At 42.4% G+C, this 25817-nt stretch carries 22 protein-coding genes; 20 read left to right on the plus strand and 2 right to left on the minus strand.

The genetic code is table 11. The features are described from left to right. The first annotated feature begins 4 nt into the window (after positions 1–4). From D2U88_RS07935 to D2U88_RS07990, 11 genes are all read left to right on the plus strand, one after another. Positions 5–3361, plus strand: a complete 3357-nt coding sequence (locus tag D2U88_RS07935; RefSeq protein ID WP_119639824.1) for a VCBS repeat-containing protein — start codon at positions 5–7, stop codon at positions 3359–3361. Positions 3362–4032: 671 nt separating this feature from the next. Then, complete coding sequence (locus tag D2U88_RS07940; RefSeq protein WP_182859129.1) at positions 4033–5742, plus strand: AraC family transcriptional regulator; 1710 nt, start codon at positions 4033–4035, stop codon at positions 5740–5742. 342 nt (positions 5743–6084) lie between these two features. Beyond that, positions 6085–6456 carry a DUF2961 domain-containing protein gene (locus D2U88_RS07950; RefSeq protein WP_119639827.1) on the plus strand — a complete coding sequence of 124 codons (372 nt, stop codon included), beginning with the start codon at positions 6085–6087 and terminating at the stop codon, positions 6454–6456. A 28-nt stretch (positions 6457–6484) separates the two neighbouring features. Next, complete coding sequence (locus tag D2U88_RS19760) at positions 6485–6613, plus strand: hypothetical protein (protein WP_262696589.1); 129 nt, start codon at positions 6485–6487, stop codon at positions 6611–6613. A gap of 239 nt (positions 6614–6852) precedes the next feature. After that, complete coding sequence (locus tag D2U88_RS07960) at positions 6853–7917, plus strand: cellulase family glycosylhydrolase (protein ID WP_119639898.1); 1065 nt, start codon at positions 6853–6855, stop codon at positions 7915–7917. A gap of 37 nt (positions 7918–7954) precedes the next feature. Further along, positions 7955–9142 carry an aldose epimerase family protein gene (locus tag D2U88_RS07965; RefSeq protein ID WP_119639829.1) on the plus strand — a complete coding sequence of 396 codons (1188 nt, stop codon included), beginning with the start codon at positions 7955–7957 and terminating at the stop codon, positions 9140–9142. Positions 9143–9160: 18 nt separating this feature from the next. Next, complete coding sequence (locus D2U88_RS07970; protein ID WP_119639830.1) at positions 9161–11605, plus strand: glutaminase family protein; 2445 nt, start codon at positions 9161–9163, stop codon at positions 11603–11605. Positions 11606–11644: 39 nt separating this feature from the next. Beyond that, complete coding sequence (gene galK / locus D2U88_RS07975) at positions 11645–12775, plus strand: galactokinase (RefSeq protein ID WP_119639899.1); 1131 nt, start codon at positions 11645–11647, stop codon at positions 12773–12775. After that, positions 12768–13811, plus strand: a complete 1044-nt coding sequence (locus tag D2U88_RS07980) for a UDP-glucose--hexose-1-phosphate uridylyltransferase (protein ID WP_119639831.1) — start codon at positions 12768–12770, stop codon at positions 13809–13811. Before galK ends, D2U88_RS07980 begins: the two co-directional genes overlap by 8 nt. Before the next feature lie 186 nt (positions 13812–13997). Beyond that, on the plus strand, positions 13998–15785 hold the full coding sequence (locus D2U88_RS07985; RefSeq protein WP_119639832.1) for a TrkH family potassium uptake protein: 1788 nt from the start codon (positions 13998–14000) through the stop codon (positions 15783–15785). A gap of 13 nt (positions 15786–15798) precedes the next feature. After that, a complete protein-coding gene (locus D2U88_RS07990; RefSeq protein ID WP_119639833.1) occupies positions 15799–16482 on the plus strand; it encodes a potassium channel family protein in 684 nt (227 codons plus the stop codon). 27 nt (positions 16483–16509) lie between these two features. Here the strand turns inward: D2U88_RS07990 and D2U88_RS07995 are convergent, their stop codons facing one another. Continuing rightward, complete coding sequence (locus tag D2U88_RS07995; RefSeq protein ID WP_235855753.1) at positions 16510–17469, minus strand: glycoside hydrolase family 43 protein; 960 nt, start codon at positions 17467–17469, stop codon at positions 16510–16512. 122 nt (positions 17470–17591) lie between these two features. Then, on the minus strand, positions 17592–18002 hold the full coding sequence (locus tag D2U88_RS08000) for a DUF3052 family protein (RefSeq protein WP_119639835.1): 411 nt from the start codon (positions 18000–18002) through the stop codon (positions 17592–17594). Positions 18003–18184: 182 nt separating this feature from the next. Here D2U88_RS08000 and D2U88_RS08005 point away from each other — a divergent pair, with 182 nt between their 5' ends. From D2U88_RS08005 to D2U88_RS08045, 9 genes are read left to right on the plus strand one after another with little or no spacing between them, the layout of a single operon-like run. Then, the gene (locus tag D2U88_RS08005) at positions 18185–19339 is read left to right on the plus strand and encodes a cysteine desulfurase family protein (protein ID WP_119639836.1); all 1155 of its coding nucleotides are present in this window, start codon (positions 18185–18187) and stop codon (positions 19337–19339) included. Beyond that, the gene (locus D2U88_RS08010) at positions 19336–20490 is read left to right on the plus strand and encodes an XdhC family protein (protein WP_119639837.1); all 1155 of its coding nucleotides are present in this window, start codon (positions 19336–19338) and stop codon (positions 20488–20490) included. Before D2U88_RS08005 ends, D2U88_RS08010 begins: the two co-directional genes overlap by 4 nt. Then, positions 20487–21086 (plus strand): nucleotidyltransferase family protein, encoded by a 600-nt coding sequence (locus tag D2U88_RS08015; protein ID WP_119639838.1) that lies wholly within the window; start codon positions 20487–20489, stop codon positions 21084–21086. The genes D2U88_RS08010 and D2U88_RS08015 overlap by 4 nt, the downstream gene beginning before the upstream one ends. Then, positions 21086–21322 carry a MoaD/ThiS family protein gene (locus D2U88_RS08020; protein ID WP_119639839.1) on the plus strand — a complete coding sequence of 79 codons (237 nt, stop codon included), beginning with the start codon at positions 21086–21088 and terminating at the stop codon, positions 21320–21322. Before D2U88_RS08015 ends, D2U88_RS08020 begins: the two co-directional genes overlap by 1 nt. Then, complete coding sequence (locus tag D2U88_RS08025) at positions 21319–22335, plus strand: HesA/MoeB/ThiF family protein (RefSeq protein ID WP_119639840.1); 1017 nt, start codon at positions 21319–21321, stop codon at positions 22333–22335. The genes D2U88_RS08020 and D2U88_RS08025 overlap by 4 nt, the downstream gene beginning before the upstream one ends. Beyond that, positions 22325–22768, plus strand: a complete 444-nt coding sequence (locus D2U88_RS08030) for a molybdenum cofactor biosynthesis protein MoaE (RefSeq protein WP_119639841.1) — start codon at positions 22325–22327, stop codon at positions 22766–22768. Before D2U88_RS08025 ends, D2U88_RS08030 begins: the two co-directional genes overlap by 11 nt. Continuing rightward, positions 22769–23665 carry a bifunctional molybdenum cofactor biosynthesis protein MoaC/MoaB gene (gene moaCB, locus D2U88_RS08035; RefSeq protein WP_119639842.1) on the plus strand — a complete coding sequence of 299 codons (897 nt, stop codon included), beginning with the start codon at positions 22769–22771 and terminating at the stop codon, positions 23663–23665. After that, positions 23658–24650, plus strand: coding sequence for a GTP 3',8-cyclase MoaA (moaA, locus tag D2U88_RS08040; RefSeq protein WP_119639843.1), 993 nt, complete (start codon positions 23658–23660; stop codon positions 24648–24650). The genes moaCB and moaA overlap by 8 nt, the downstream gene beginning before the upstream one ends. Beyond that, positions 24650–25816 (plus strand): molybdopterin molybdotransferase MoeA, encoded by a 1167-nt coding sequence (locus D2U88_RS08045; RefSeq protein WP_119639844.1) that lies wholly within the window; start codon positions 24650–24652, stop codon positions 25814–25816. The genes moaA and D2U88_RS08045 overlap by 1 nt, the downstream gene beginning before the upstream one ends. Position 25817: the final 1 nt, after the last annotated feature.

Here is a 25817-nt window from a genome sequence, read left to right on the forward strand (position 1 = left end):
GAAAATGAAAAAATTAATCCCCCTTTTTATTATTGTTGTTTTATTTAGTTCATGTCAGAAATCCCCCAAGGTTTTGTTCAAGCAAATGCATGCTGATAAGACGGGCATAAGCTTCAATAATAAAATTGTGGAAACGGATAGTTTCAATATCCTAACAAGTGAATATATTTTTAACGGTGGAGGTGTTGCCGTTGGTGATTTTAACAACGATGGCAAAAGTGATATACTGTTCACCGGGAATCAGGTGGCGAACAAGCTGTATTTGAACAAAGGCGATTTTAACTTCAAGGAGGTCGGCAAGGAATCCGGCATTGGAGCAGAGGATAGATGGTGTACCGGAGTGGCTGTTGTGGATATCAATTTGGACGGCTGGCTGGATGCATACATCTGTACGGCCATGAACAATGAAAGCGAAAAAAGGAAAAATCTACTTTTCGTTAACCAAGGGCTTGACAAAAACGGAGTGCCCCAGTTTCGTGAAATGGCCGCTGAGTACGGCATTGATGATTCCAGAAATAGCATGAACGCCACTTTTTTTGACTATGACAAGGATGGCCTTTTGGACCTATATGTGCTCAACAACCAACAAACCCATACGTTGCCAACAAACTATCGTCCAAAAATCAATGATGGTTCCGCAGTAAGCAATGATAGGTTGTATCACAATAACGGTGATGGAACCTTTAGTGATGTGACCATGGAAGCTGGGATTGTCTATGAAGGTTTTGGATTGGGATTGGCAATTTCGGACTTAAACTATGATGGTTGGCCGGATATCCATGTCAGCAATGATTACCTGACCAACGATCTTTTGTACATCAACAACGGAGACGGAACATTTACCAATCAAATAGAAGATTTTATAAAACACCAGAGCAAGTTTTCAATGGGATCCGACATTGCGGATTATGACAATGACGGTTTGCTCGACATTATCACCTTGGATATGTTGGGAGAGACCAACCAACGGATGAAAACAACGATTGGTCACACTAATTATCTGGAGTATATCTTGAACGAGAGATACGATTATCAATATCAATATATGCGCAACATGCTGCATAAAGGATCCAGTTCCGGGGGAAATTTTAGCGAGATTGGCCTTATGGCCGGAATTTCCAAAACAGATTGGAGTTGGGCCCCACTTTTTATTGATGTGGATAATGATGGGTTTAGGGACCTATTGATCACAAATGGTTTTCCGAGGGATGTTACTGATAGGGATTTTGGGGACTTCAGGTTGGGAGCCGCTTCTTTTTTGACCCCGGCCCAAATATTGGACTCTATTCCTGTGGTCAAAATTCCAAATTATGCTTACCGGAATAAGGGGGATTGGACCTTTGAGGAAGTAGGCAAAACGTGGGGATTGAATATTCCTTCCTTTTCCAATGGTGCTGCTTATGCCGACTTGGACCAAGATGGAGACCTGGATTATGTGGTCAACAATATCAATGAAGATGCTTTTGTATTTGAGAACCAATCAGAATTGGAGGCTTTTGGCAAGAACAATTTTCTAAGGATCAACCTAAAGGGAGATGATAAAAACCCTTTGGCCATCGGGACAAAGATTTCAATCCGTTATGGGGACGGGCAAAAGCAATATTATCAGCATTACCTCAGTAGGGGCTACATGTCCTCCATGGAACCGATCGTTCATTTCGGGATTGGCTCGAACGAATTGATTTCTGAAGTAGAAGTACAATGGCCAGATGGAAATTTCAATAGGTTGGTCGATGTCAAGTCCAACCAAGTGCTTGTGGTAGACCATAAAACTAGTAAAAAAGAAAAGGATACGAACCAACTGGAAATCAAATCGGGTCAATTGGGGAAATCCTTGATATCAGAGGTTTCGGGCCAGTTGGGAATCGATTACAAACATGCCGAGCATGATTTTGTGGATTTCAACTCCCAACAACGTACCCTTCCGCATAAATTAACACAAAATGGACCTTGCCTTGCGGTGGGCGACATCAATGGCGATTCCTATGATGATGTTGTAGTGGGAAGTTCCGCTGGTTATTCCCCTGTGATCCTGCTTCAAGATGCAAATGGAAAGTTTGAGCAACATGACATGTTTACGGACAAACAGGATAAAGGCTATGAAGAAGTAGGTTTGGAATTGTTCGATATTGATAATGATGGAGATCTGGACCTTTATATGGTTTCCGGGAGCAATGAGTTTGAGGCGGGAAGTGAATTCTATAAAGATCGGATCCTGATCAATGACGGCTACGGAAATTTTGTGGTTGATAAGGACAGGATGCCTGAGATCAGTGCCAGTGGATCGGTAGTGAGGGCCATGGATTTTGATGGTGACGGTTATATGGATCTGTTTGTTGGAGGGCGAACACCTGCGGGGGAATATCCCATGGCAGAAAGAAGCTTTTTACTGAAAAATGACAAGGGAACCCTAAAAGATGTGACCCAAGAGTATGCGCCTGAACTGAGAAAAGTTGGAATGGTCACCGATGCCATATGGGCCGACTATGATGGGGATGAAAGACCCGACCTAATAGTATTGGGCGAATTTATGCCTATTACCTTTTTCAAAAATGAAACAACATCTTTCAGCAAGATTGAAGGAACAGGGGTTGATGATCAAATCGGTTGGTGGGAATCCATAAAGGCCAAGGACATGGATGGTGATGGAGACATTGATTTTGTTGCCGGGAATTTGGGAAGGAACAACTTTTTTCAGCCATCCTCGGAAAGGCCCGTATACCTGGTAACCAAAGATTTTGACTCTAATGGTACCCAAGATCCTATATTTTTTGCTTATTTTAAGGACAAAACAGGGGAATTTAAACCGTATCCTGTCAATTTTTGGGGCGATTTGAATTTGCAAAGCCCTTTGTTTAGAAAGAAATTCGATTATTTCAGGGATTATGCAGAAGCTTCCTTGAACACATTGTTCAGTGAAGATGAAATAAAGGATGCCTTGATGTTGAAGGGCAATTTTGATAAAAGTGTATACATCGAAAACCTAGGTAATGGTAAGTTTAGCCTTCATCCGTTGCCGATTGAAGCACAATTGGCACCATTGAACGATATGTTAATTGCAGATGTAGACGGAGATGGCAACGATGATATACTTGGGATAGGCAACGATTTTGGCAATGAAACCTTTATTGGAAGATATGATGCCTTTAATGGTATACTTTTAAAAGGGGATGGCCATGGCAATTTTATAACGGAAAAAACAGCAAAGAGCGGATTTCTGGTTCCAGGGGATGCCAAGTCTATCGTTCAGGTAAGGAGCGCATCCGGAGGCAGTTTGTTTTTTGTGACACAGAACAAGGGTAGGTTATTGGTCTTCAAGGATGGAGCAACTCCTATGAAAGATGAAAATGACGCATTTTAAAACCCTTACGTCCATTCAAAAAAGGACATTCCAACGCATCAAAATAATAGGGGTGAAAATTCATGAATTTGAAGTTTTTTTCTCCAATTAATTGTTTTTGAACGATTTGGATAAGCTAAATTTATTGAAGTTAGTTTATTATACTGTATTAACTGGTCTCTAAAATTTGTAATTGGAATAAATTCCAGAAAATTTTGAGTTAGTTGAGGTTTAATTCAAGTTTAGTTCAAAAGCAATGTTGTATTATGCAGCATTGCTTTTTTTTAGGATATCTGCAAGAGGTTGCTTTGTTGAAATATCAATTTCCTGTGACCCATGTTATCCTCATTCGATGTGAAGGTTAATCAACTGGATAATTATCCTGAAAATAAAAATTATTTGAAATGATACGGAAGGAAACAAAAGTAAGTTGTAGCTTACAGGGAACATCAATATTATCTGGGTAATATTACCTGGGACAAGATAGAGTGATACGCTTTTTAAAGGGATCGCTTACAGTACAATATAACTAACAAACTCTCACAATGTCATTAAACCGCACATTGATAATATTGCTGTGCCTTGTTATAATGCCGGTATATTGTCAAAAAAAACCGCCAACTTTACCCACTAGGCTGGAACCCTATTTTGCTGAAATAAAAAGGCTCGTAGAGGATCACACTTTTCCCAGCTTGGAAAGTCTTCTCGAGAAAAGAAAACGCTCGAACGGGGAAGAGAGGGTAGATGCATGCTTGGACCTCTACATCCATTATATTTTCAAATCAACCGAAATTGCCAAAAAGTACAATGATGAGGCATATCAGCTTGCTTCCGATATTGGTTATGATAAAGGGTATTTACGAAGCTCATTGAATAAGGCATTTATCTTTTTTGTCCAAGGTGAGTTTGAGCGTGCTTTGGATATTATCGATTTTGTGGAAACAAATGATAAGTGTGAGTTTTTTAGTAACATAGAAGCGGATAGTGAAACACTTAAATCATACATTTTTACGGAAAGAGGCGAATATGATTTAGCCTATGAGACTGCAATAAACTTGCTGGAGAAGGGAGAGGGCTTAAAGAATCATTATTGTTTGATGAGGGCTTATTCGGCAATTTCCCATTTCTATCTCAGATTGGGTGAATATGACAAGGCCCTTGAGAACTGTCTGAAAGGACTGGATTATATACTGGAATTAAAGGAGGTTAGGTTCATTTTTGCGAAAATAGATGAAATAGCCAGAATGACCCATAAGTTGGAGGGGGGCAAAAAAGCACTTGAAATTTATGATTTCTATCTCGAACTGGAAAAATCGGTTGAGAGTCCAGGAAGCTATATTCAAAGTGTGGTATATATGAATATAGCCAGTATTTATATAGAGGAATCTGAATTTGAAAAGGCGGAGGATTTTCTGGATAAGGCACTTGACCTAATCGATTCCAACAATTACAGGTTTAGAAAACCCCGGGTACATGTTTTGATCGCCGACCTACATTTAAAGCAAGGGGATAGTCTGACAGCCGAAAAAGATTATTATGAAGCCTATAACGCAGCAAAGGCAATCAAAGCTTTTGATGTGATCAAAGAGGTGAGTAGGTCGTTGTCCGCTTTAAATGGGGCAATGGGCAATACAAACGAAGCAGCATTTTTCTCTAATTTATATATGTCTGTAAGCGACTCCCTTTTTTCAATTGAATCCGAACAAAGATTGAGAATACTGGAGGCAAGAAGGAGGATTTCTGAAATTTCCAAACAAAAGGAAATATTGGAGCTTAAGTCCGAGTCACAGGAAGATCGCTATCGTTTCATGACCATAATATTTGTTCTCACATTGGCTTTGGGCAGTATTGCCGCGTACTCATACTTCAGGGTAAGCAAGAAGAACAGGTTGCTGTACTCCAGGACCAAGGAATTGGCAGTTGAAAAGCTTAACCAAAAGAAGATGGTCACGATGGAAAAGGTAAAGAATCCAAGTGGCCAGGTTGTTAAGGCTAGTTCAGGGGGGAGTTATATGGATGAGGATATTAAGGAAATAATTTTGACCAAGCTCAATCGCTTGGAAGAGGAAGCCTTTTTTCTTAATCCCAAGTGTAGTCTTCGCAGTCTGTCCGAAGTACTCCAAACCAACCAGAAATACCTATCACAGGTAATCAACCATGAAAAAAAATCCAATTTTAACAACTATATAAATGAACTTAGGATAAATTATTTGTTGAATAGATTGTTGGAAGATAAAGAATACCGAAATAGTAAGCTCTCCTATATAGCCACCACAAGCGGATTCAACAATCTTAATACATTTTATTCCGCCTTTAAAAAACGCTTGGGAATTTTACCTTCTTATTTTATAGAAAAGCTGAACGAAGAAGATGAATCCTTCAATTTGAAGCCAGAAAAATGACCCATGATTTTGTTCCATTGTTCAGATTATTCACCAAATTTTCCATACCTAGTTGACAAAAGCCATGTTTTTTGTGATGATGGGGACCTATGGTATAATTTCTCTTGGGATGACAAACACTTGTCCGCCGTTCATTCTCCCATTGGGATGTTTTTTGGGATGGGCCAGGACCTGCACATTATAGGAGAATGCCTGTAGGTGTAATGGGAAATACCCTGTATTCAATTGGTATATGCCCTTTTTAGAAAAGGAAACCTCACCATGGAAAACAAGGGGGACAAACCCTACAAGTTTACTTTTAAAGTGGCCCGTCATGGTTTGGAACAATAAAAGGAAGACTTTCTGTATTTCAATGCCAAATGGAATGGAGACGATTCAAATGGGGTCGATGAACCAGTTGATGTGTCGTTGACCCAAGATCAGGGAGGGGATATAGATTGGCCTATGATTGCAGTAAAGGGAACGGGAAGATTCTGTGGAGTAACCCTGCATATTACCAATTTTTGGGAAGAGCCCAAAAAGAAACCGTCTTCATGGTGGTACGGCATAGGCGGCGAAAAAACCATTGATCGGTGGTGGGGTGAAGGAGATGAGAAGTTTTTCGTGGATGGGGAAAAATTCCCCTCAACCTTTGGTACGGGCAGCGAGGATTATATTGGTTACGCGTGGTCCGCCGAGCCTCCTTTCCCAACCTGCAACACCGCTTACCGGTAAGGGACATACCGTTGTGAACCGTTTTCACATGGCCGATAATGTTCCCTTCTCAGAATCTTTTGAGGCTTACATTGAGCGATATAAAGGAAGAACATGGGGCGAGCACAATGAGAACATTTGTGAATATGACGTAGTGGCCTACTATTATTTAAAATAAAGTTTTTAAGAAACCTGCATTCTATGATTAGAGGTATTTAGTGTGCTAAGTTTAGTTAAGGTCCCGGTCAACTTGACTGATTGGCCGATAAACTAAACCAAGAAGGGTGAGTTTGAGATATTTTTTTAAGAATTGCCAAACCTTAAAAAAAGGTTTGGCAATTTTAAATGTAAAAATTACACATATTGTATATCTTTAGCACAAGATAAATGACACATAAGATTAAAAACAAACACAAAATGAAAATCAAAAGCTTATTGATTGCGGCTCTTTTTATGGCTTCAGGCTTCCTTGTTGCCCAATCCGGTCCATCTCAAAGATGGTCCATAGAAAAGGCTGAGAAATGGTATGCTCAATACAAATGGCTCAATGGTGCTGATTTTATCCCAAGTACGGCCATCAATCAATTGGAGATGTGGCAAGAGGATACTTTTGATCCTGAGACCATAAATAGGGAGTTGGGCTATGCCCATGGTATTGGCATGAATGTGATGAGGGTATATCTCCATAGTTTGGCATACAAGCAAGATCCAAAAGGTTTTAAGAAAAGAATGGACCAGTATTTGGATATTTCAGATAGTAAGGGAATCAAGACCATGTTCGTCATCTTTGATGATGTATGGGGGAAAGAGCCCAAGACCGGAAAACAACCAGAACCTATAACAGGTACACACAACTCAGGTTGGATGCAGGATCCGGGCGATCCGGCTTCCAAGGATAAAGCGAATTTTCCTTTTCTGGAAACGTACGTAAAAGATATTCTGACAACCTTCAAGGACGATAAAAGGGTTTTGCTCTGGGACTTGTACAACGAACCGGGAAACTCGGGTAAGATCAACGATTCCATGCCTTTGTTGGAGGCAGTTTTTTCATGGGCAAGGGAGATAAATCCTTCCCAACCCATTTCAGCAGGGATTTGGTCCTGGGGATTGGTGGACCTTAATGCCTTTCAGGCGCTACATTCCGATATCATTACTTACCATCATTACGGAAATCCACAAGATCACAAACTGATCATAGAGCTTTTGAGGACCCATGGCAGGCCCATGATTTGCACTGAATATATGGCCAGAACCCGCAATAGCCGGTTTTCTAACATCATGCCGATGTTGAAAGAGGAAAACATAGGGGCCATTAACTGGGGATTGGTAAAGGGAAAGACCAATACCATATACCAGTGGGATACGCCTATTGATAGTGGGGAAGAACCAGTGGAATGGTTTCATGACATCTTCCGAAAGGATGGAACCCCATATCGTCAGGATGAGGTGGATTTGATAAAGAAATTGAACGGAAAGAAATAATTGGTCCGTTTAAAAGGGTAACCAATGGCTGCGAAAAATGAATAAACACAACATTTTATACATCGTTCTTGCTGTACTTCTCATCACCCAAATGGGTTCCTGCAAGAACAAAGAAAAGCAAACTTTGCAACAATCCGATGATGCAAACAGCAAGGAAATGGGATTGGAATCTATTTTAAAATCCGAGGATTTTGATACTATTGTTGACGGAAAGAAGGTGGGGCTGTACTGGATAAAAAACAAGGACATTGAGGTGGCCATGACCAACTACGGTGGACGCATTGTTGGTCTTTGGGTGCCTAATAAGAATGGAATCATGACCGACGTGGTGGTAGGCTTTAACAGCGCAAAGGGTTTTATAACTTCCACCGAGCCATATTTTGGGGCTACCATTGGTAGGGTAGGCAACCGCATTGCCAAAGGAAAGTTTTCTTTAAATGGTGTGGAATACAACATTCCCATCAACAATGGGGAAAACTCCCTACATGGCGGTAAAAAAGGATTTCAGGATGTAGTTTGGGATGTGCAGCAACCCAATGCGCAAACCTTGATCTTTCACTACAATTCCCCGGATATGGAAGAGGGCTTTCCTGGGAATCTATCGGTAACGGTTACCTATTCGGTTACGGCCGACCGGGCGATTGTAATGGAGTATGAAGCCACAACGGACAAAACAACCGTGGTGAACCTAACCAATCATGCCTTTTTTAATTTGAACGGGGAAGGAAATGGAACCATTTTGAACCATGAGGTGACCCTGTATGCAGAAGCTTATACGCCGGTTGATTCAGGGCTTATTCCCACTGGGGAATTGGCTCCGGTGAAAGGAACCCCATTTGATTTTACTACTCCGCATACCATTGGGGAGCGAATTTCAGAGGAGAACCTTCAATTGAAGAACGGAGGGGGATATGATCACAATTTTGTTTTGAACGGAACCCAAAAAGAGGGAATGAACCATGTGGGAACCATTGTTGGGGACCGATTTGGGATAGTTATGGATGTCATGACAGAAGAACCTGGGGTACAATTTTATAGCGGGAATTTCATGTTGGGAAAAAATACGTTTAAATCTGGTGCAACGGATGCTTACCGTACCGCATTTGCCTTGGAAACACAGCATTTTCCAGATGCACCCAATCATTCTGATTTTCCTCAGATTACCTTGGAACCTGGAGAAAAGTATACAACCAAATCGGTATACAGATTTAGTGTAAGAAACTAAAAATCAACCAAGATCATAATGAAGAAAAATATTGTTTTAGCATCCCTTTTTCTTTGGGCAGGGATCCTATATCCACAGGACAGAAAGGCACCTGCCTATCCCTTGATCACACACGACCCGTATTTTAGCATATGGTCTTTTTCGGATGAATTGAACGGTGAACCTACCAAACACTGGACGGGAACCGATCAACCTTTGATCGGGTTCCTAAAAGTGGACGGCATCGATTATAGATTTTTGGGAAAGGAGCCCGCTAATTATAAGGAAGTCCTTTCTACTGGGGGAGAAATGGGGTATTCCGTGAAAATGACCACATCATTCCCTGAGGGCGAGTGGTATAAAACGGATTATGATGATGCCCAGTGGGATGCACGATCAGGGCCGTTTGGCAATGATTACAAGGCTAAGACCGAATGGACCACGGATGATATTTGGTATCGAAGAAACTTCAACTTGGGTGCATTGAATTTCAACAAACTTTTCCTCAAACTTTATTATGACGACAATATTGAGGTGTATCTGAATGGTCAGGAAATCTTCACGGCAAATTGTTGCGCCAGTCAGTATCGATATGAGGAAATGGAAGAAACCTTTGTGAAACTGCTCAAAAAAAAGGGTAATGTATTGGCCGTCCATGTGAAGAATACAGGCGGGGATCAGTATGTTGATGTAGGACTGGTAGATTTGGTCAAGTCCACCTCGCAGATGAAAATGGTCCAACAGACCCATCTGGATATGACGGCTACCCAAACCATTTATGGTTTTTCCTGCGGGGGAATCGATCTTCAACTCACTTTCACCTCTCCTTTGTTGTTGGACGATTTGGATGTACTATCAAGACCCGTATCGTACGTTACATTTAAAACGACCCCCAATGATGGCAAGTCCCATGAGGTACAACTGTTTTTTGGGGCTTCCACCGCTTTGGGCACCAATGACCCCAGCCAATCTTTGGTCGCCGAAAAATCGGCAACATCCCAATTATCCTTTTTGAAGGCGGGTACACAGGCACAACCGATTTTGGAAAAGAAAGGGGACAACTTGAGGATCGATTGGGGATATCTGTACGTGGCAACTCCCAATGAAGCCCAAGCGGTGCTAAATGTTACTTCTACCGGGGAGGCACGGACGGATTTTGAGAAAGGAACCCAGCATCCGTTCCAAACCAACGGCAAAGAACTTGTATTGGGAACCACATTTCCAAAGGAAAAAATAACCACAGCAAAAGAATATAAGGTATTGGTGGGCTATGATGATATTCTTAGCATCCAATACTTTGGAGAGAATCTGAGACCGTGGTGGAACCGAAACGGGGACAATTCCATTCTTGCCGAGTTGGACAAGGCCAATACGGAGTACAGCACTATTGTGGCAAAATGTGATGCTTTTGACAAGGAATTAAGGGAGAAAGCAACAGCCGTTGGTGGACAATCCTATGCAGAATTATGCGAAATTGGATATAGACAGAGCATTGCGGCCCATAAACTGGTGCAAGGCCCCGATGGTGAAACCCTGTTTCTTTCCAAAGAAAACTTCAGCAATGGTTGCATAAACACGGTGGATGTTACATATCCTTCATCCCCCCTGTATCTTATGTACAATCCGGAACTGATGAAAGGCATGCTCACCGGCATCTTTTATTATTCGGAAAGTGGAAGGCACAAGGAACCCTACGCCGCACATGATCTGGGTACCTATCCCATGGCAAATGGACAAACCTACGGTGAGCCCATGCCCGTGGAAGAATCGGGAAACATGATTATTTTGACAGCCGCAATAGCCATGGCAGAAGGAAATGCAGATTATGCAAAAAAGCATTGGGAAACCTTGAGTCGGTGGGCGGAATATTTGGCCGATAAGGGATTTGACCCCGGAAACCAACTGTGTACCGACGACTTTGCAGGACACCTTGCCCGTAATGCCAACCTTTCCATAAAGGCCATCGTAGCCCTAGGCAGTTATGGCTATTTGGCCAACCAATTAGGTATGGAAGCATTGGGTGAAAAATATCTTGTTATGGCAAAATCCATGGCCCAAAAATGGATGCAACTGGCCGATGGTGGTGATCACTACGCCCTTACTTTTGACGACCCCAATACGTGGAGCCAAAAGTATAATCTGGTATGGGACAAAATATTTGGCTTTGACCTGTTCCCACAAAAAGTGTACGATACCGAGATTTCCTATTACCTGAAACATCAAAACAAGTATGGTCTTCCCTTGGACAATAGGTCGGATTACACAAAATCGGATTGGATATTGTGGACGGCCACTTTAACCGATAATGTAAACGATTTCAAGGCCTTGGTCGACCCGGTAATGGGATTTGCCAAGGAATCCCCAGATCGGGTTCCCATGAGTGACTGGCATTTTACGAGCAGTGGGGAGGTAAGGGGCTTTCAGGCTAGAAGTGTGGTCGGAGGGTACTTTATCAAATTGTTGGAAGATAAATGGAAAAAGTAGGTGAGTGATTATCATGAATACGTGGTAAAGGAAAATACAATGCATCAGCTGAACACTGATTTGGTGATTTCTTCCCCAGGAAGAATCAACCTAATCGGAGAACATACGGACTATAATGACGGCTTTGTGCTTCCCGCAGCAATAGACAAGGCCATCATCCTGAAATTGGGAAAAAACGGAACCAAGAGCGATTGTAGGATTCACAGTCAAGGTTTCGGAGAGGTTGTGCATATTGATTTGGGCAACATCACCAAAAGCAACAACGATTGGGAAAATTATATCCTTGGGGTGTTGTATGAACTCATGTTGTTGACGGATAAACTAAGAGGTTTTGATTGTACCATTGAGAGCCATCTTCCCATTGGATCGGGAGTAAGTTCGTCCGCAGCGCTGGAGTGCGGGCTCGCTTTCGGGTTGAATGAGCTCTTTAATCTTGGATTGCACAAATGGGATATCATTCAATTGTCGCAACGGGCAGAGCATAATTATGTGGGCACCAAGTGCGGTATCATGGACCAATTTGCATCGGTGATGGGCAAGGACCAGCATGTGATGTTATTGGACTGCAAGACCTTGGATTTTGAGTATATCCCCATTGAAATTGAACCCTATAGAATCCTGTTGTTGAACACAAATGTGAAACACAATCTGGCTTTCGGGGCATATAATGTCCGTCGGGACCAATGTAATGAAGGATTGGATATTGTGCGAGAACATTTTCAAATAAACAGATCGTTCAGAAATGTGACGATGGATATGCTGAACGCATGTAGAAGTGAAATGGGAGATGTGGTATACAATAGATGTTCGTATGTGCTCCAAGAGAACGAAAGGGTGCTGGAAGCAGTCCAAGCGCTCCGTGATCGAAAGATGAACAGGTTCGGTGAATTGCTTTACCAGACCCACAGGGGACTCAGTGAACAGTTTGAGGTCAGTTGTCCCGAACTCGATTTTTTGGTCGATTTTTCCAAGGAATGGAAAGAGGTCTTGGGAGCCCGTATGATGGGTGGTGGCTTTGGAGGATGTACGTTGAACATTGTCCATAGAGATGTGGCTGAAGACTTCATCAAAGAAGCCGGAAAAGCCTACAAAAAGAAATTTTCATTGGAACTTTCAGCGTTCCATACCGTTCCAAGCAAGGGAACCTCAATCATGGAAAAGAATGGATAAAAGGGAATTCTATAACAATCCACATCGCAGGTACAACATCCTGACCGGGGAATGGGTTTTGGTTTCGCCACACCGAACCAAAAGACCATGGCAAGGTAAGCAGGAAGGGCATCCTGTCTTGGATAGGCCTTCTTACGATGCAAATTGCTACCTGTGTCCAGGTAATCAAAGGGCAAGTGGGAAGTCTAACCCAAAATATGAACAGGTTTTCAGTTTTGTAAATGATTATTCTGCATTGCTCCAAGACACTCCAATTTCCACATATCAAAGCAGACTTTTAAAGGCCCAAGCTGAAAAAGGAATTTGCAAGGTGGTGTGCTTTTCGCCCGATCATTCATTGACCCTTCCTTTAATGGAAGTGCAGGATATTGAAAAGATTATAGAGGTCTGGCAGCAAGAGTACAATACACTTGGTAAAGAGGAAAACATCAGCCATGTCCAAATCTTTGAAAATAAAGGGGACATTATGGGATGTAGCAATCCACATCCACATGGACAGATTTGGGCCCAAAGTTCCATTCCACAGGAAGTGGAAAAAAAGACGAGACAGCAACAGTTGTATTGGGAACAAAATCAAAAGAGTCTTTTGGCAGACTATCTGGAACAGGAATTGGAATCAGGTGAGCGTATCATTTTGGAAAATGAACATTTTGTAGCCTTGGTACCATATTGGGCCGTATGGCCCTATGAGGTAATGATCGTTCCCAAAAAGCACCGGAGAGATATCTTGGAAATGGATAATCCGGAAAAGAAGGGATTCGCCGAGATGATCAAAAAAGTGACGGTTCGGTACGATAACCTGTTTGAAACAACTTTTCCATATTCATCTGGGATACACCAACGGCCCACGGATGGCAGGGAACACCGCGAGTGGCACTTTCACATGTCGTTCTACCCACCATTGCTACGTTCTGCAACCGTAAAGAAATTTATGGTTGGGTATGAAATGTTTGGCAATCCGCAACGGGATATCACGGCGGAATATGCTGCGGATATTTTAAGAAACCTGCCTGACCGACATTACAGCGTAAAATGATGCCATTTGAAGTTAAAATGGATGGCATCTAGGTAATAAATGAAGGTTAGCATAGAACAACAGCTATAAGATGGTCATTCTATTCTGTTTCCTTCTAGGTTGATGTAATAACAATTTGGTGCTATCTCCTAAATCTTTAACACACAATAACTAACTTTGCCACTGCTAAACGTATCCTAGTATTCTATGGCTCTTATCAATTGGGGAAAGGACCATCCCGATTATCTGAAGTATTCCAAACATCTTTTTCAGATTGCATTCTATGCCAGTATCCTTGGACTGCTTTTGTTCATAGTTGACTTCGGCTTTGATAAGTCCCAAGAAATCCAACTTTGGTACAACACTTATTATTTTGTGGTCATTGGACTGGGTATTCTGGTAACGGGATTGCGCTATTTGGAGCATGATAAAGAGATGAAACGCTCCGTCCTTATTTTTGATGTGGCCAGTATATTTGTGACCTTGGTCATTCTTTATGCCCATTTCTTGGGAGAGGAGGCCCACAGGCATATTTCTTTTCTGTACAATGACAATTGGGTAAAGTTTGCCATTATTCTAACCTTCATCAGGGAGTTTTCGGAACAGAACATCAGCTACAAAAGAACCTTGCTCAATCCGGCACAATTGTTTATAGCCAGTTTCTTTGCCATCATATTGTTGGGTGCGGTCCTTTTGATGCTTCCCAATGCTACCTATAACGGGCTTACTTTTCTGGATGCCCTGTTCACTTCCACCAGTGCGGTGTGCGTTACAGGGCTCATTGTGGTGGATACAGGCACTTATTTTACCACCTTTGGCCAATCGATCATTCTCTTTCTTATTCAGGCCGGGGGGATAGGTATCCTTACCGTGGCCAGTTTTTTCAGCTATTTTTTTAAGGGAGGGGCATCCTATGAGAACCAGTTGACGCTTAGTGATATGACAGGTTCCAGTAAGTTGGGGGAGGTATTTTCAACATTGAAACGGATTTTGGTCATCACCTTTTCCATAGAATTGGTGGCCGCTATGTTGATTTACATAAGCTTGGACAAAGAGTTTTTCAGTACGTTTTTTGAGCGCACTTTCTTTTCCGTGTTTCATGCCGTATCCGCATTTTGTAACGCGGGCTTTTCCACGTTGCCCAACAGTTTGTTCGAATCGGGTATCCGGTACAACTATCCGTTCCAATGCATCATCATAGCTGCTTTTGTCTTGGGAGGGCTTGGTTTTCCCATTGTGGTCAACATCATCAAATACCTAAAATATTTTTTCTTGAGGAAGCTGTTCTATATCCGCGGGAAACAACAGACCCATAAGCCATGGGTATTGACACTCAACAGCCGTATTACCTTATTGACCACAACCACGTTGACCATAGTGGGCACCGTGTTCTTTTATTTTAATGAATATGACAACACGTTGGCTGAGCACAATGGCTTTGGGAAATGGGTGACTGCCCTATTCGGAGCGGCTACGCCCAGAACGGCAGGTTTCAATTCGGTGGATATGGGTGCACTTGATTTTTCCACGGTCATGATGATATTCCTTTTGATGTGGATCGGTGCTTCTCCTGCATCCACAGGAGGTGGTATCAAGACCAATACCTTTGCCATCGCTACGCTCAATTTTCTGAGTCTTGCCAAAGGCAAGGCCAAAATAGAGATCTTTAGAAGGGAAATATCCGAAATATCGGTTCGACGTGCTTTTGCGGTGATATCCCTATCCCTTTTGGTCATTGGGCTGGGCATTATTTTGATCTCTGTTTTTGACGGGGATAAAAAACTGTTGGACATCGCATTTGAGTGCTTTTCAGCCTATAGTACCGTCGGGTTGAGTTTGGGTATCACAGCCGATCTTAGTGCGGCCAGCAAATTTGTGATCATTGTGGTCATGTTTTTGGGCAGGGTGAGTATGCTGACCTTATTGATAGCAGTGTTCAAAAAAGTAAAAGAGAAGAATTATAAGTATCCGGTGGAAGAACTCACCATAAATTAAAAATTGAAGTCTTATGAAGTATATCGTTGTGGGATTGGGAAGTTTTGGCGCCTCATTGGCGGCTAAATTGACCGAGGCGGGGAATGAGGTGATAGGTATAGACACCAATATGGATCGGGTAGATCACTACAAGGAGCATATATCCCATACCATTTGCATGGATGCCACGGACGAATTTACCGTTGCAGGATTGCCTTTGAAGGACACGGACATGGTGGTGGTGGCCATTGGGGAGGACAAAGGTGCCAGTGTCATGGCCACGGCTCTGTTCAAAAACCTTCAGGTAAAACGATTGATCAGTAGATCCATTGACCAACTTCATGAAAAAGTGCTCCATGCCATTGGTGTGGACGAAATAGTACATCCAGAGGAAGAATCTGCCGAACGTTGGGCAAAGAAACTGTGTTTAAAAGGCGTGGTCGACTCTTTTGAGTTGAATGACGATTTCAGTATCGTTGAAGTAAGTGTTCCTGTAAAACTTCACGGAAAGACCATCAAGGACAGTAATATTCGCGAGCAGTACAATCTTTTGGTGTTGACGACCATTGCCAACACGCAGGAAAGGACCATAGTGGGCAAGGTGAAATTTGTTACCGAGGTCAAAGGTGTGGCCAATCCCAACAGTGTACTCAATAAAGACGATCTTATCGTTGTTTATGGTGCCAATAAAGACATCAAAAAATTCCTAAAGGACTAAATCTTTAGGTTTAGCATTGAACCACTTTTACTTTTTAGAGGTTGAAATTAATTGAGGTGCTACCCCATCAAAAGTCATGATGATGTTTTTGATGGTGCCATCCGCATTGAATTCCATTTTGTCGATACACACCACACGGTGGTCCCTGTCCAAATTAGGGATGGGTCTTCGGTGATAGATCATGTACCAATCATCGGTTCCTGGAACTTGGATAACGGAATTGTGCCCGGCTCCGGTGGCAATGGAACGATCGGCCTCCAAAATGGTGCCAATCCGTTTGAATGGGCCCCTCGGACTATTTCCCATGGCATAGGCCACCTTGTAGGTATCGTTGGTCCAACCTCCTTCGGACCACATCAAATAATAGGTATTGTTCCTTAAAAACATCAAAGGACCTTCCACATATCCTTCGGGGGTGATTTCTTTAAAAATTTCACCATCTTCAAAAGGGATAAACCCTGTAAAATCATCATTTAAAATACCCATATTGCAATGGCTCCATCCTCCGTAAAAGAAGTAATGGGTGCCATCCACATCCTTAAATACAAATTGGTCAATGGGTTGGGCATCATTATAAAAATCGGAGACTAGAGGTTTTTCCAAATAATCCCTGAATGGGCCACTAGGTGATTCTGCAACCGCTATCCCAATACCCCCATAATGGTTGATGTCGTTTTCGGTATCCCACATAGGTCCGCCAGGCCGTTGCACATCGTTGGCAGAAAAGAAAAGAAAATACTTTCCATCTTTTTCTATGGCTGCTGGGGCCCAAATGGCCTGCTTTGCCCATTTAACAATGCTCGTATCCAAAACGCGGGAATGTTTTTCCCAATTAACCAGATCTTTGGATGAAAACGCATCCAAAAATACTTGGTCCGTATACTTGGCCGAAAAAGTAGGATAGATCCAATATTCTTTCCCAAAAACCACGCCCTCTGGATCGGCATACCAACCTTCAAAAATAGGGTTGCCGGAAGTTTGTGCCATTGCGGTGTTCTGAAAAGATTTACAGCCCATCGTTAATATCAACGAGATGGATAGGATAAAAGCTATTGGTCGAACTTTTAGGTTTGAATTCATTTTGAAGAATTAGTTTGCAATTTAAAAATTCATTTTCTGTCTTTGACCGGGATAACGAACTTGAGCCCTGACCAAACCTCGCTCACCGCACAGACTTTGATGTCGACCAATCCATGGTTTAACCCCATTTCACGGACCACATTGCCATCCAGATCGGTTTCTACTTTGGATGATTTTTTTGGCCATGAGACCCATATGGATCCCTGTTGCTCAATTTCATCCCGCAGTTGCTCAATATCTTTTTCAAGTTGATTCCTACTGTCCGAAAAGTAATGGATGAGGTCCTTTTTTATGTTAGGATCGTCAATCCATTCCAAGTCATCCGGCAGGTCCGAAAATAATTCAAAATATCCGTTCGGTGCGTGGATCACAGAAATTTTGTAGCCAGGTTTAATGCCCAGCTTTTTTGCCAATGGAGTACCTGAATAGCCTGCGGTCATTTTTCTTTTGATTTTAGAATTTTGATTGACAATGGTTTGTGATTGGAAGTTACAAAGTTAATCGTCACGGAAAAAGTGGCTTTTTTTGTTTGGATTTCATCAAAAATGGTTTGAAAAATGTATGAAAGGGTCCTGAAATCTTATTAAATTGCAATATGTACACGTGTACATATCGAAAAACAATGGCGGCAAACAATAGAATATATTTGGATTTCAATGCAACCACACCGGTAGACCAGAAAGTGTTGGATGCCATGTTGCCCTATTTTTCAGAACACTTTGGAAATGCCACAAGCGACCATTCCTATGGATGGTATGCCGATGATGCCTTGGAAAAGGCCCGTAGGCAAATTTCGAGTTCGTTGGGTTGCCGGGCCAATGAGATCTTGTTCACTTCAGGGGCCACGGAAGCTGCCAATTTGGGCTTGATGGGATTCTGTAAAGCAAATCAGCATAAGGGAAATCATATTATCACCTGTAAAACGGAGCACAAAGCTATTTTGGAAACTCTAGGTGCATTGGAAAACCAAGGTTTTCAAGTGACCTATTTGGATGTGGACGCTCAAGGGAGTATTGATTTGGATCAGTTTCAAAAAGCTTTGTTGTCATCGACTATTTTGGTGTGTCTCATGTTGGCAAACAATGAAACAGGTGTCATCCATCCCATTAAATTAATTACTGAAATTGCCCAAGAACATGGTGTTGCGGTGATGTCTGACATTACCCAGGCCGTTGGGAAAATACCGGTCGACCTGAAAGATCTGAACATTGATTTGACCATTTTCTCCTCACATAAAGTTTACGGCCCGAAGGGAATAGGTGCTTTGTACCTGAACAAAAAGAATCAGGTGAAATTGGAAAAGCATCTGTTTGGAGGTAGTCAAGAACAAGGTCTTCGCCCTGGTACGCTCAATGTACCGGCGATTGTGGGGTTTGGGGAAGCCTGTGAGATTATCACCTCCAAAATAGAGGAAGAAAGCAACCGGTTGTTGCAGTTGAGAAATCATTTGGAACAAAGGCTTCTTCAGGTGGAAGGAGTCAAAATCAATGGTAAAGATGTACCACGATTGAGCAACACCACCAATGTTTCGTTTTCAGGGATAGAGGGTTCCAAATTGCTATTGCATTTGAAAAGGCTGGCTGTTTCCAGAGGTTCAGCTTGCACTGCGAATCTGGTCAGTCCGTCCCATGTGCTGATGGCGATGGGGCATGATGAACAAACCGCTTTGGCCAGTCTACGAATTAGTACAGGAAAACATACCACGGTAGCGGATATGGATTTGGCTTTTGAAGAAATAGACAAGGTGGTCAACCAATTTAAAACCGTTTCTGTATGAGAGAGTTGGATGCCATCATAGCAAAATATGAAGAGTTGAAAGCCCAAAACATCGGTTGTGTTTTGGCCACTGTGGTTCATGTCGAAGGATCATCTTATCGAAGGGCAGGCGCACGAATGCTGGTGGATGAATTCGGAAATATAACCGGTGCCATCAGCGGTGGTTGTTTGGAAGGTGATGCCCTCAGAAAGGCTCTGTATGCTTTGGAAATTCTGGAAAACAGGCTGGTCACATATGATACCAGTGATGAAGATGATGCTGTCGTAGGCGCGCAGTTGGGCTGTAACGGAATCATTCAGGTGTTATTCGAGCCATTGGATTTTACATCTGGTGAAAATGCTTGTGAAATTTTAAGAAAAGCTTCCAAAATGGAAGAACCTGTGGCGCTCACCATTGGTTTCAATCTGGACGACCGAAATAATCAACCTGGTACCAAAATGATGGTCGCTTCATTCGAAGTGATGGCTTCCAAAAGTTTGAATGAAAGAATTTTGGAGGTTCTGTTGAAGGAAAGTAAAAGGGTCTTGGAGGAAAATGAGTCGAGTTTTGTGGCTTTGGAATCGAACGGAAGCCAGTTACAAGCTTTTGTACAGGTACTGCAACCACCTGTTAAACTGATTTTGGTTGGTGCTGGTAACGATGCGCAGCTCTTGGCCCAACAGGCCGAACTTTTGGGATGGAAGGTTTTCGTTACCGATGGACGCCCAACACATGCCAATAAGGAACGTTTTGCGGGTTCCTGCCAAGTGATGGTATCCAAGCCGGAAGAGACGCTCAAAAATATAAATATTGATGCACGGACCTGTTTTGTGCTGATGAGCCATAATTATAATTATGATCTAGCGGTATTGGAACTTTTATTGGACCAGCCACAACTTTTTTACATTGGCATTTTGGGACCATTGAAAAAATACAACCGAATGTTAGATGATCTGGAGCAGAAGGGGCTGCAGATTTCACAACAGGATTTGGCCAAGATCCATGCCCCAGTGGGCTTGGAAATTGGAGCGGAAACTCCCGCAGAGATCGGACTTTCCATTTTGGCGGAAATACAAAGCGTTTTGAAAGGAAAACAAGCACGCCCTTTAAAACATAGATCGACTCCCATCCATGACAAGGAAGGGACCGAGTTTCAAAAAATACATATTTGAGTAAAACAGCAAAAATAGGAGTAGTCATTTTGGCGGCTGGTGGATCAAGCCGATTGGGTAGACCCAAACAATTAGTAAAGTTCAAAGGAAAACCACTTTTACAGCACACCATTGATTTGGTTGAAAAGTTGGATTTCAAAAAGAAAATTTTGGTTTTGGGATCTAATGAGGATTTGATTTTAGACGAAGTGGATATCAAGAATTTTGAAGTGGTACAAAATCCTGAATGGGAAAAGGGCATGGCAGGTAGCATAAAAATAGGGTTACAGGAATTGACTCGAGATACAGAAATGGAACACATCCTTCTATTGCTTTCCGATCAGCCCTTATTGACTACGGAATACATACAAAGATTGAGCATGGCGCATGTGTATCAAAAACCAATGGCAACGTATTCCAAATATGGTTCTGACCTAGGTGTTCCAGCCATTTTTTCCAAATCGGCTTTTCCGTTTTTGGAAAATTTAAAAGGGGACCAAGGCGCTAAAAAATTGACCATGAATGCAGATTTCGTTTATAGGACGATAGAATTTGAACAAGGTGGTTTTGATATCGATACGGAAGCGGATATTGAAAAATTGAAAGGATTGGAATAATGAAAGTCACCGTAAAATATTTTGGTCTGGTTGCCGAAGCAAAAGGCACAAATGAGGAGGTCTTGAATTTGACAGCACCCACTACGGCCTTTGAATTGAAACAGAAATGTTTGAGCCCACTTGCAATTGTGGACCAAGATTCCGTGCAAGTGGCCGTGAACCAAAATTTGGATGAGAACATCATTTTAAAAGAAGGGGATGAGGTGGCCTTATTGCCACCCTTCGCAGGCGGATGAACAGATACGAAAGACAAATAAAGCTACAGGAAGTTGGTACTGAAGGACAGGACAGACTAAGCCGCGCCAAAGTGTTGATTGTTGGTGTGGGTGGTTTGGGGTGTCCCGCTGCCTTGTATTTGTCCGCAGCAGGTGTCGGTACTATTGGTCTGATGGACCATGATAAGGTGGATGCAACCAATCTTCACCGTCAAGTGTTGTTCCAAGAATCGGATTTGGGCAAACCCAAAGCTGTTGCCGCTGCAGAACAGTTGTCCAAAAGAAGTAGTGAAGTGGTTTTTGAAATCATTCAGGAAGCCTTGACGCAAGAAAATGCGCAAAGCATAATTGATAGATATGATATTGTTCTGGATGGCACCGACAATTTCGAAACCAAATACCTGATAAACGATGCTTGTATCTTGTCCAAAAAACCATGGGTGTATGCTTCCATTTATAAAAATGAAGGACAACTTTCGGTGTTCAATCACCAAAATGGACCAAGTTATAGGTGTCTTTTCCCCAAAACAACACGACAAAATATCAGTTGTGAGGAAACAGGGGTCCTTGGGGTTTTACCAGGAATGCTGGGTATTATGCAGGCAACCGAGGTTTTGAAAATGATTTTGGGTAATGGCGAAGTGTTATCGAGCAAGTTGAAGGTCTTCAACATTTTTTCAGGAGCGGAACAAACCATCAACATAAAAAAACGTCAAGAAGAAATTGAAAAAATTAAAATGAATGGCATTGTTCCAGTAAAAGTGGAATGTACCTTAAAAAGTGAATTTCTATGGTATTTGGATGTGAGGGAAACCTTTGAACAGCCCAAACCCAACGGGAACAATATCCTAAAAATACCGATGGCGGACCTTCTGGTGCGCCATCATGAAATACCAAAAGACCAAGAGGTTCTGGTGTTTTGTCAATCCGGAAAACGGAGTCAAAATGCCATAGAAATATTGGAAAGGGAATTCGGGTTCAACAACCTGATCAATGTGGAAGGAGGAATTGAAACCATCATCAATGGAGACTAAAAAAGTAAAAAAGGTTTTTGTGGAAGGGGCCATACCCCCAGAGAAAATTGCGCAATCGGTGGCAAACCATCAGAGCAAGACCAATATTGGGGCACACAGCATTTTTCTGGGCCAGATTAGGGCTGATGTGATCGATGGCAAAACGGTTGCTGCAATTCAGTACACGGCGTATGAAGAAATGGCAGAGAAGGTATTCCACGAGATAAGGGAAGCAGCTTTTGCCAAATTCGATATTACTTGTGCCCATATTTACCATAGTTTGGGCACCATAAAGACAGGGGAACTTTGTTTGTTTGTTTTTACCTCTTCCGCCCATAGAAAAATTGCCATTGAAGCAACTAATTATTTTGTGGAGGAAATCAAGGCGAAAGTACCCATCTTCGGAAAGGAAATTTTCGAGGATGAAACCCATCAATGGAAAGTCAACAAATAAATGGTCGATATAACACACAAAGTGAACACCTTGCGGGAAGCTACCGCCGAGGCCATCGTGAAAACGAGCAGTCAGGAAACCATCGATGCCCTGAAGAACAATCAGGTTCCCAAGGGAAATGTGTTCGAGATGGCCAAAGCTGCCGGACTTTTGGGCGTAAAAAAAACGCCGGATCTTTTACCTGATTGTCATCCACTGCCTATTGAATACACTGGAATTGAATACGAAATCAAAGGGCTGGAGATTTATATCACCATGACGGTGAAAACGATTTATAAAACCGGGGTGGAAGTGGAGGCCATGCACGGGGCAAGTGTGGTGGCACTCACCATGTACGACATGCTGAAACCCATTGATAAAAATGTGGAAATCGGAACTATTCGGCTGAAATCCAAGAAAGGCGGAAAATCGTCCTACAAGGTCAACACTGAAGGTTTAAAAGCTCATGTGGTAGTCTGTTCGGATACCATTTCCAAAGGAAAAGGAGAGGATACCGCAGGAGAAGGCATTGTAGAAAAACTTCAGTCATTAGGATTGGAAACCATTAAAACCATCATCCCGGATGAACCATCGGAGATTGTAAAAATTTTGGAGACCACCTCATCGGATTTCATCATTTACACCGGTGGAACGGGTGTTGGTCCCCGAGATGTAACCCCTCAAACCTTGGAACCTTTATTAGATATTAGGTTGAAAGGAGTGGAGGAACAAATGCGAAGTTATGGTCAGGACCGTATGCCGTATGCCATGTTTTCTCGTTCCATAGCGGGGATAAAAGACGGAAAATTGATATTGGCGCTCCCAGGTTCGGCCCGTGGGGCTTTAGAGTCCATGGAAGCCATTTTTCCACATGTGTTGCATGCATTTAAGGTGATAGAAGGAAAACGACATGATTGACAGAACACCCAAAATAATTGACAATTTCGGCAGACCGCATACGTATCTCAGGATCTCATTGACGGATCGGTGCAACCTACGCTGTTTTTACTGTATGCCCGAAGAAGGCATTGAATTGATCGAAAAGCCCAATATCATGACTTTGGAAGAGATCATTGAGATGGCTCGTACGTTCAGGGATTTGGGAGTACATACCATTCGGTTGACAGGAGGCGAACCTTTGGTTCGGAAGAATTTTGATTTTTTGGTGGAAGAACTGTCCAAACTGGGTGTGACACTCAAGTTGACGACCAACGGAATTGTTTTGGATAAATACTTGGACCTGTTTAAAAAGATCGGTCTTCGGAAAATCAATCTCAGTTTGGATACGTTGGATAAGGCCAAGTCCATTTTCATCACCAAACGGGATTATTACGAACGCATCATGGCCAATTTGAACCGTGCCCTGGGGATGGATATGGACCTCAAACTCAATGTGGTTCTGATCAAGGGAGTCAATGATAATGAGATTAATGATTTTATCGCATTGACCAAGAATAAAAATCTCGTGGTAAAATTCATTGAGTTCATGCCTTTTAAGGGTAATAAATGGGATTGGAACAAAGGCGTGGGAAGAGAGGAAATTTTACATACCATAGGTTCCAGTTTTGGAAAAATTGAGGAACTGCACAATCCAAAGCACAGTACATCTACCAATTTTAGGGTGAAGGGCCACCAAGGCAGTTTCGGTATCGTAAGCACCATCACCAATCCTTTTTGCGATGATTGCAATAGGATCAGACTTACAGCAGATGGAAAAATGAAAAACTGTCTGTTTGCCACTTCGGAGACCGATTTGCTCTCGCATTTACGGAACGGTGAAAAATTGGATGATATCATTATCAACGCCATCAAATCCAAAAAACATTCGCGGGACGGCATGGAAGTGAAAATGGAGGAAGAGCACTACGAACAAAACCGATCTATGATATCAATAGGAGGATAATGGTAAGCATAGAAGAAGCCCTCAATAGCATTAAAAGTCAGGATATAACTTCAAAAGGGGAAACCAAACCACTTCAAGAAGTTTTGGGTTTTGCCCTTTCCGAAGACATCATGGCCCCTTTTGATATGCCTGCTTTTGACAATTCGGCGATGGATGGGTATGCCCTTTGCGGACTTCATCTGGAATATAAAATTGTGGGAGAAATTGCTGCAGGCGATGTAAAAGAGGTACCTCTTCAGGATGGGGAGGCCATCCGGATTTTTACGGGTGCCAAAGTTCCAAAAAATGCCTCTTCAGTGATGATGCAGGAAAAAACAAAGGTAGAAGGAGATACTCTTTTTTTGGATGAAATGCCCAAGGCTGGCCAAAGCATCCGTAAGAAAGGGGCCGAACTCCAAAAAGGACAATTGGTGCTTCAAAAAGGCCATGTGTTAAACCCTTCTTCCTTGGGACTGATCGGAAGTTTAGGATTGGAAACCGTAAGGGTGTTTTCCAAGCCGAGGATTCACATGATCACCACGGGAAATGAATTGGTGAAACCCGGTCATCCGAAACAAGAAGGACAGATTTATGAATCCAATAGCTATGCGATTGCTGGGGCGTTGGAGCAATTCGGGTTCCTATGTTCCCAACAGCAACAAGTGAAGGATGATTTTGAGGAGACCAAAAAAAGCATCCAAAAATCCATGGAAACTTGTGATGTTCTGATTCTCTCGGGGGGTATTTCCGTGGGCGATTATGATTTTGTAAAGCAGGCTTTGGAAAAAAATGGGGTGCAGGAACTGTTCTATAAAGTCTTCCAAAAACCTGGCAAGCCCTTGTATTTTGGAAAAAGGGGGAATCAGTTTGTATTTGCCTTGCCGGGGAACCCTGCCTCATCGTTGACCTGTTTTTACATTTATGTACTGCCCTTGCTTCAAAAATGGAGTGGACATAAAGATTTGGGTCTACCATGGTATGAATTTCCCCTTCAGCATGACTATGAAAACCGTTTTGACCGACCCTCCTTTTTAAAGGCTAGATTGACTCCTGATGGTGTTGAAATTTTGGATGGCCAAGGTTCGTCCATGATTCAATCCATGGCTTTAGGCAATGCCTTGGCCTTTGTTGAACTGGGCCAACAATTCAAAAAAGGAGACTTGATCAAATGCAAACTCATTTCCTGAT

Origin of the sequence: Flagellimonas aequoris (genome assembly GCF_003584165.1) — a bacterium.
Lineage (GTDB): Bacteria > Bacteroidota > Bacteroidia > Flavobacteriales > Flavobacteriaceae > Flagellimonas > Flagellimonas aequoris.

Excerpts from the sequence above, each read along its gene's own strand:
- D2U88_RS07935 (WP_119639824.1), top strand. The coding sequence starts at position 5 with ATGAAAAAATTAATCCCCCTTTTTATTATTGTTGTTTTATTTAGTTCA.
- D2U88_RS19760 (WP_262696589.1), top strand. The coding sequence starts at position 6,485 with ATGGCCGATAATGTTCCCTTCTCAGAATCTTTTGAGGCTTACATTGAG.
- D2U88_RS07960 (WP_119639898.1), top strand. The coding sequence starts at position 6,853 with ATGAAAATCAAAAGCTTATTGATTGCGGCTCTTTTTATGGCTTCAGGC.
- D2U88_RS07965 (WP_119639829.1), top strand. The coding sequence starts at position 7,955 with ATGAATAAACACAACATTTTATACATCGTTCTTGCTGTACTTCTCATC.
- D2U88_RS07970 (WP_119639830.1), top strand. The coding sequence starts at position 9,161 with ATGAAGAAAAATATTGTTTTAGCATCCCTTTTTCTTTGGGCAGGGATC.
- galK (WP_119639899.1), top strand. The coding sequence starts at position 11,645 with ATGCATCAGCTGAACACTGATTTGGTGATTTCTTCCCCAGGAAGAATC.
- D2U88_RS07980 (WP_119639831.1), top strand. The coding sequence starts at position 12,768 with ATGGATAAAAGGGAATTCTATAACAATCCACATCGCAGGTACAACATC.
- D2U88_RS07985 (WP_119639832.1), top strand. The coding sequence starts at position 13,998 with ATGGCTCTTATCAATTGGGGAAAGGACCATCCCGATTATCTGAAGTAT.
- D2U88_RS07990 (WP_119639833.1), top strand. The coding sequence starts at position 15,799 with ATGAAGTATATCGTTGTGGGATTGGGAAGTTTTGGCGCCTCATTGGCG.
- D2U88_RS07995 (WP_235855753.1), bottom strand. The coding sequence starts at position 17,469 with ATGGCACAAACTTCCGGCAACCCTATTTTTGAAGGTTGGTATGCCGAT.
- D2U88_RS08000 (WP_119639835.1), bottom strand. The coding sequence starts at position 18,002 with ATGACCGCAGGCTATTCAGGTACTCCATTGGCAAAAAAGCTGGGCATT.
- D2U88_RS08005 (WP_119639836.1), top strand. The coding sequence starts at position 18,185 with ATGGCGGCAAACAATAGAATATATTTGGATTTCAATGCAACCACACCG.
- D2U88_RS08010 (WP_119639837.1), top strand. The coding sequence starts at position 19,336 with ATGAGAGAGTTGGATGCCATCATAGCAAAATATGAAGAGTTGAAAGCC.
- D2U88_RS08020 (WP_119639839.1), top strand. The coding sequence starts at position 21,086 with ATGAAAGTCACCGTAAAATATTTTGGTCTGGTTGCCGAAGCAAAAGGC.
- D2U88_RS08025 (WP_119639840.1), top strand. The coding sequence starts at position 21,319 with ATGAACAGATACGAAAGACAAATAAAGCTACAGGAAGTTGGTACTGAA.
- D2U88_RS08030 (WP_119639841.1), top strand. The coding sequence starts at position 22,325 with ATGGAGACTAAAAAAGTAAAAAAGGTTTTTGTGGAAGGGGCCATACCC.
- moaCB (WP_119639842.1), top strand. The coding sequence starts at position 22,769 with ATGGTCGATATAACACACAAAGTGAACACCTTGCGGGAAGCTACCGCC.
- moaA (WP_119639843.1), top strand. The coding sequence starts at position 23,658 with ATGATTGACAGAACACCCAAAATAATTGACAATTTCGGCAGACCGCAT.
- D2U88_RS08045 (WP_119639844.1), top strand. The coding sequence starts at position 24,650 with ATGGTAAGCATAGAAGAAGCCCTCAATAGCATTAAAAGTCAGGATATA.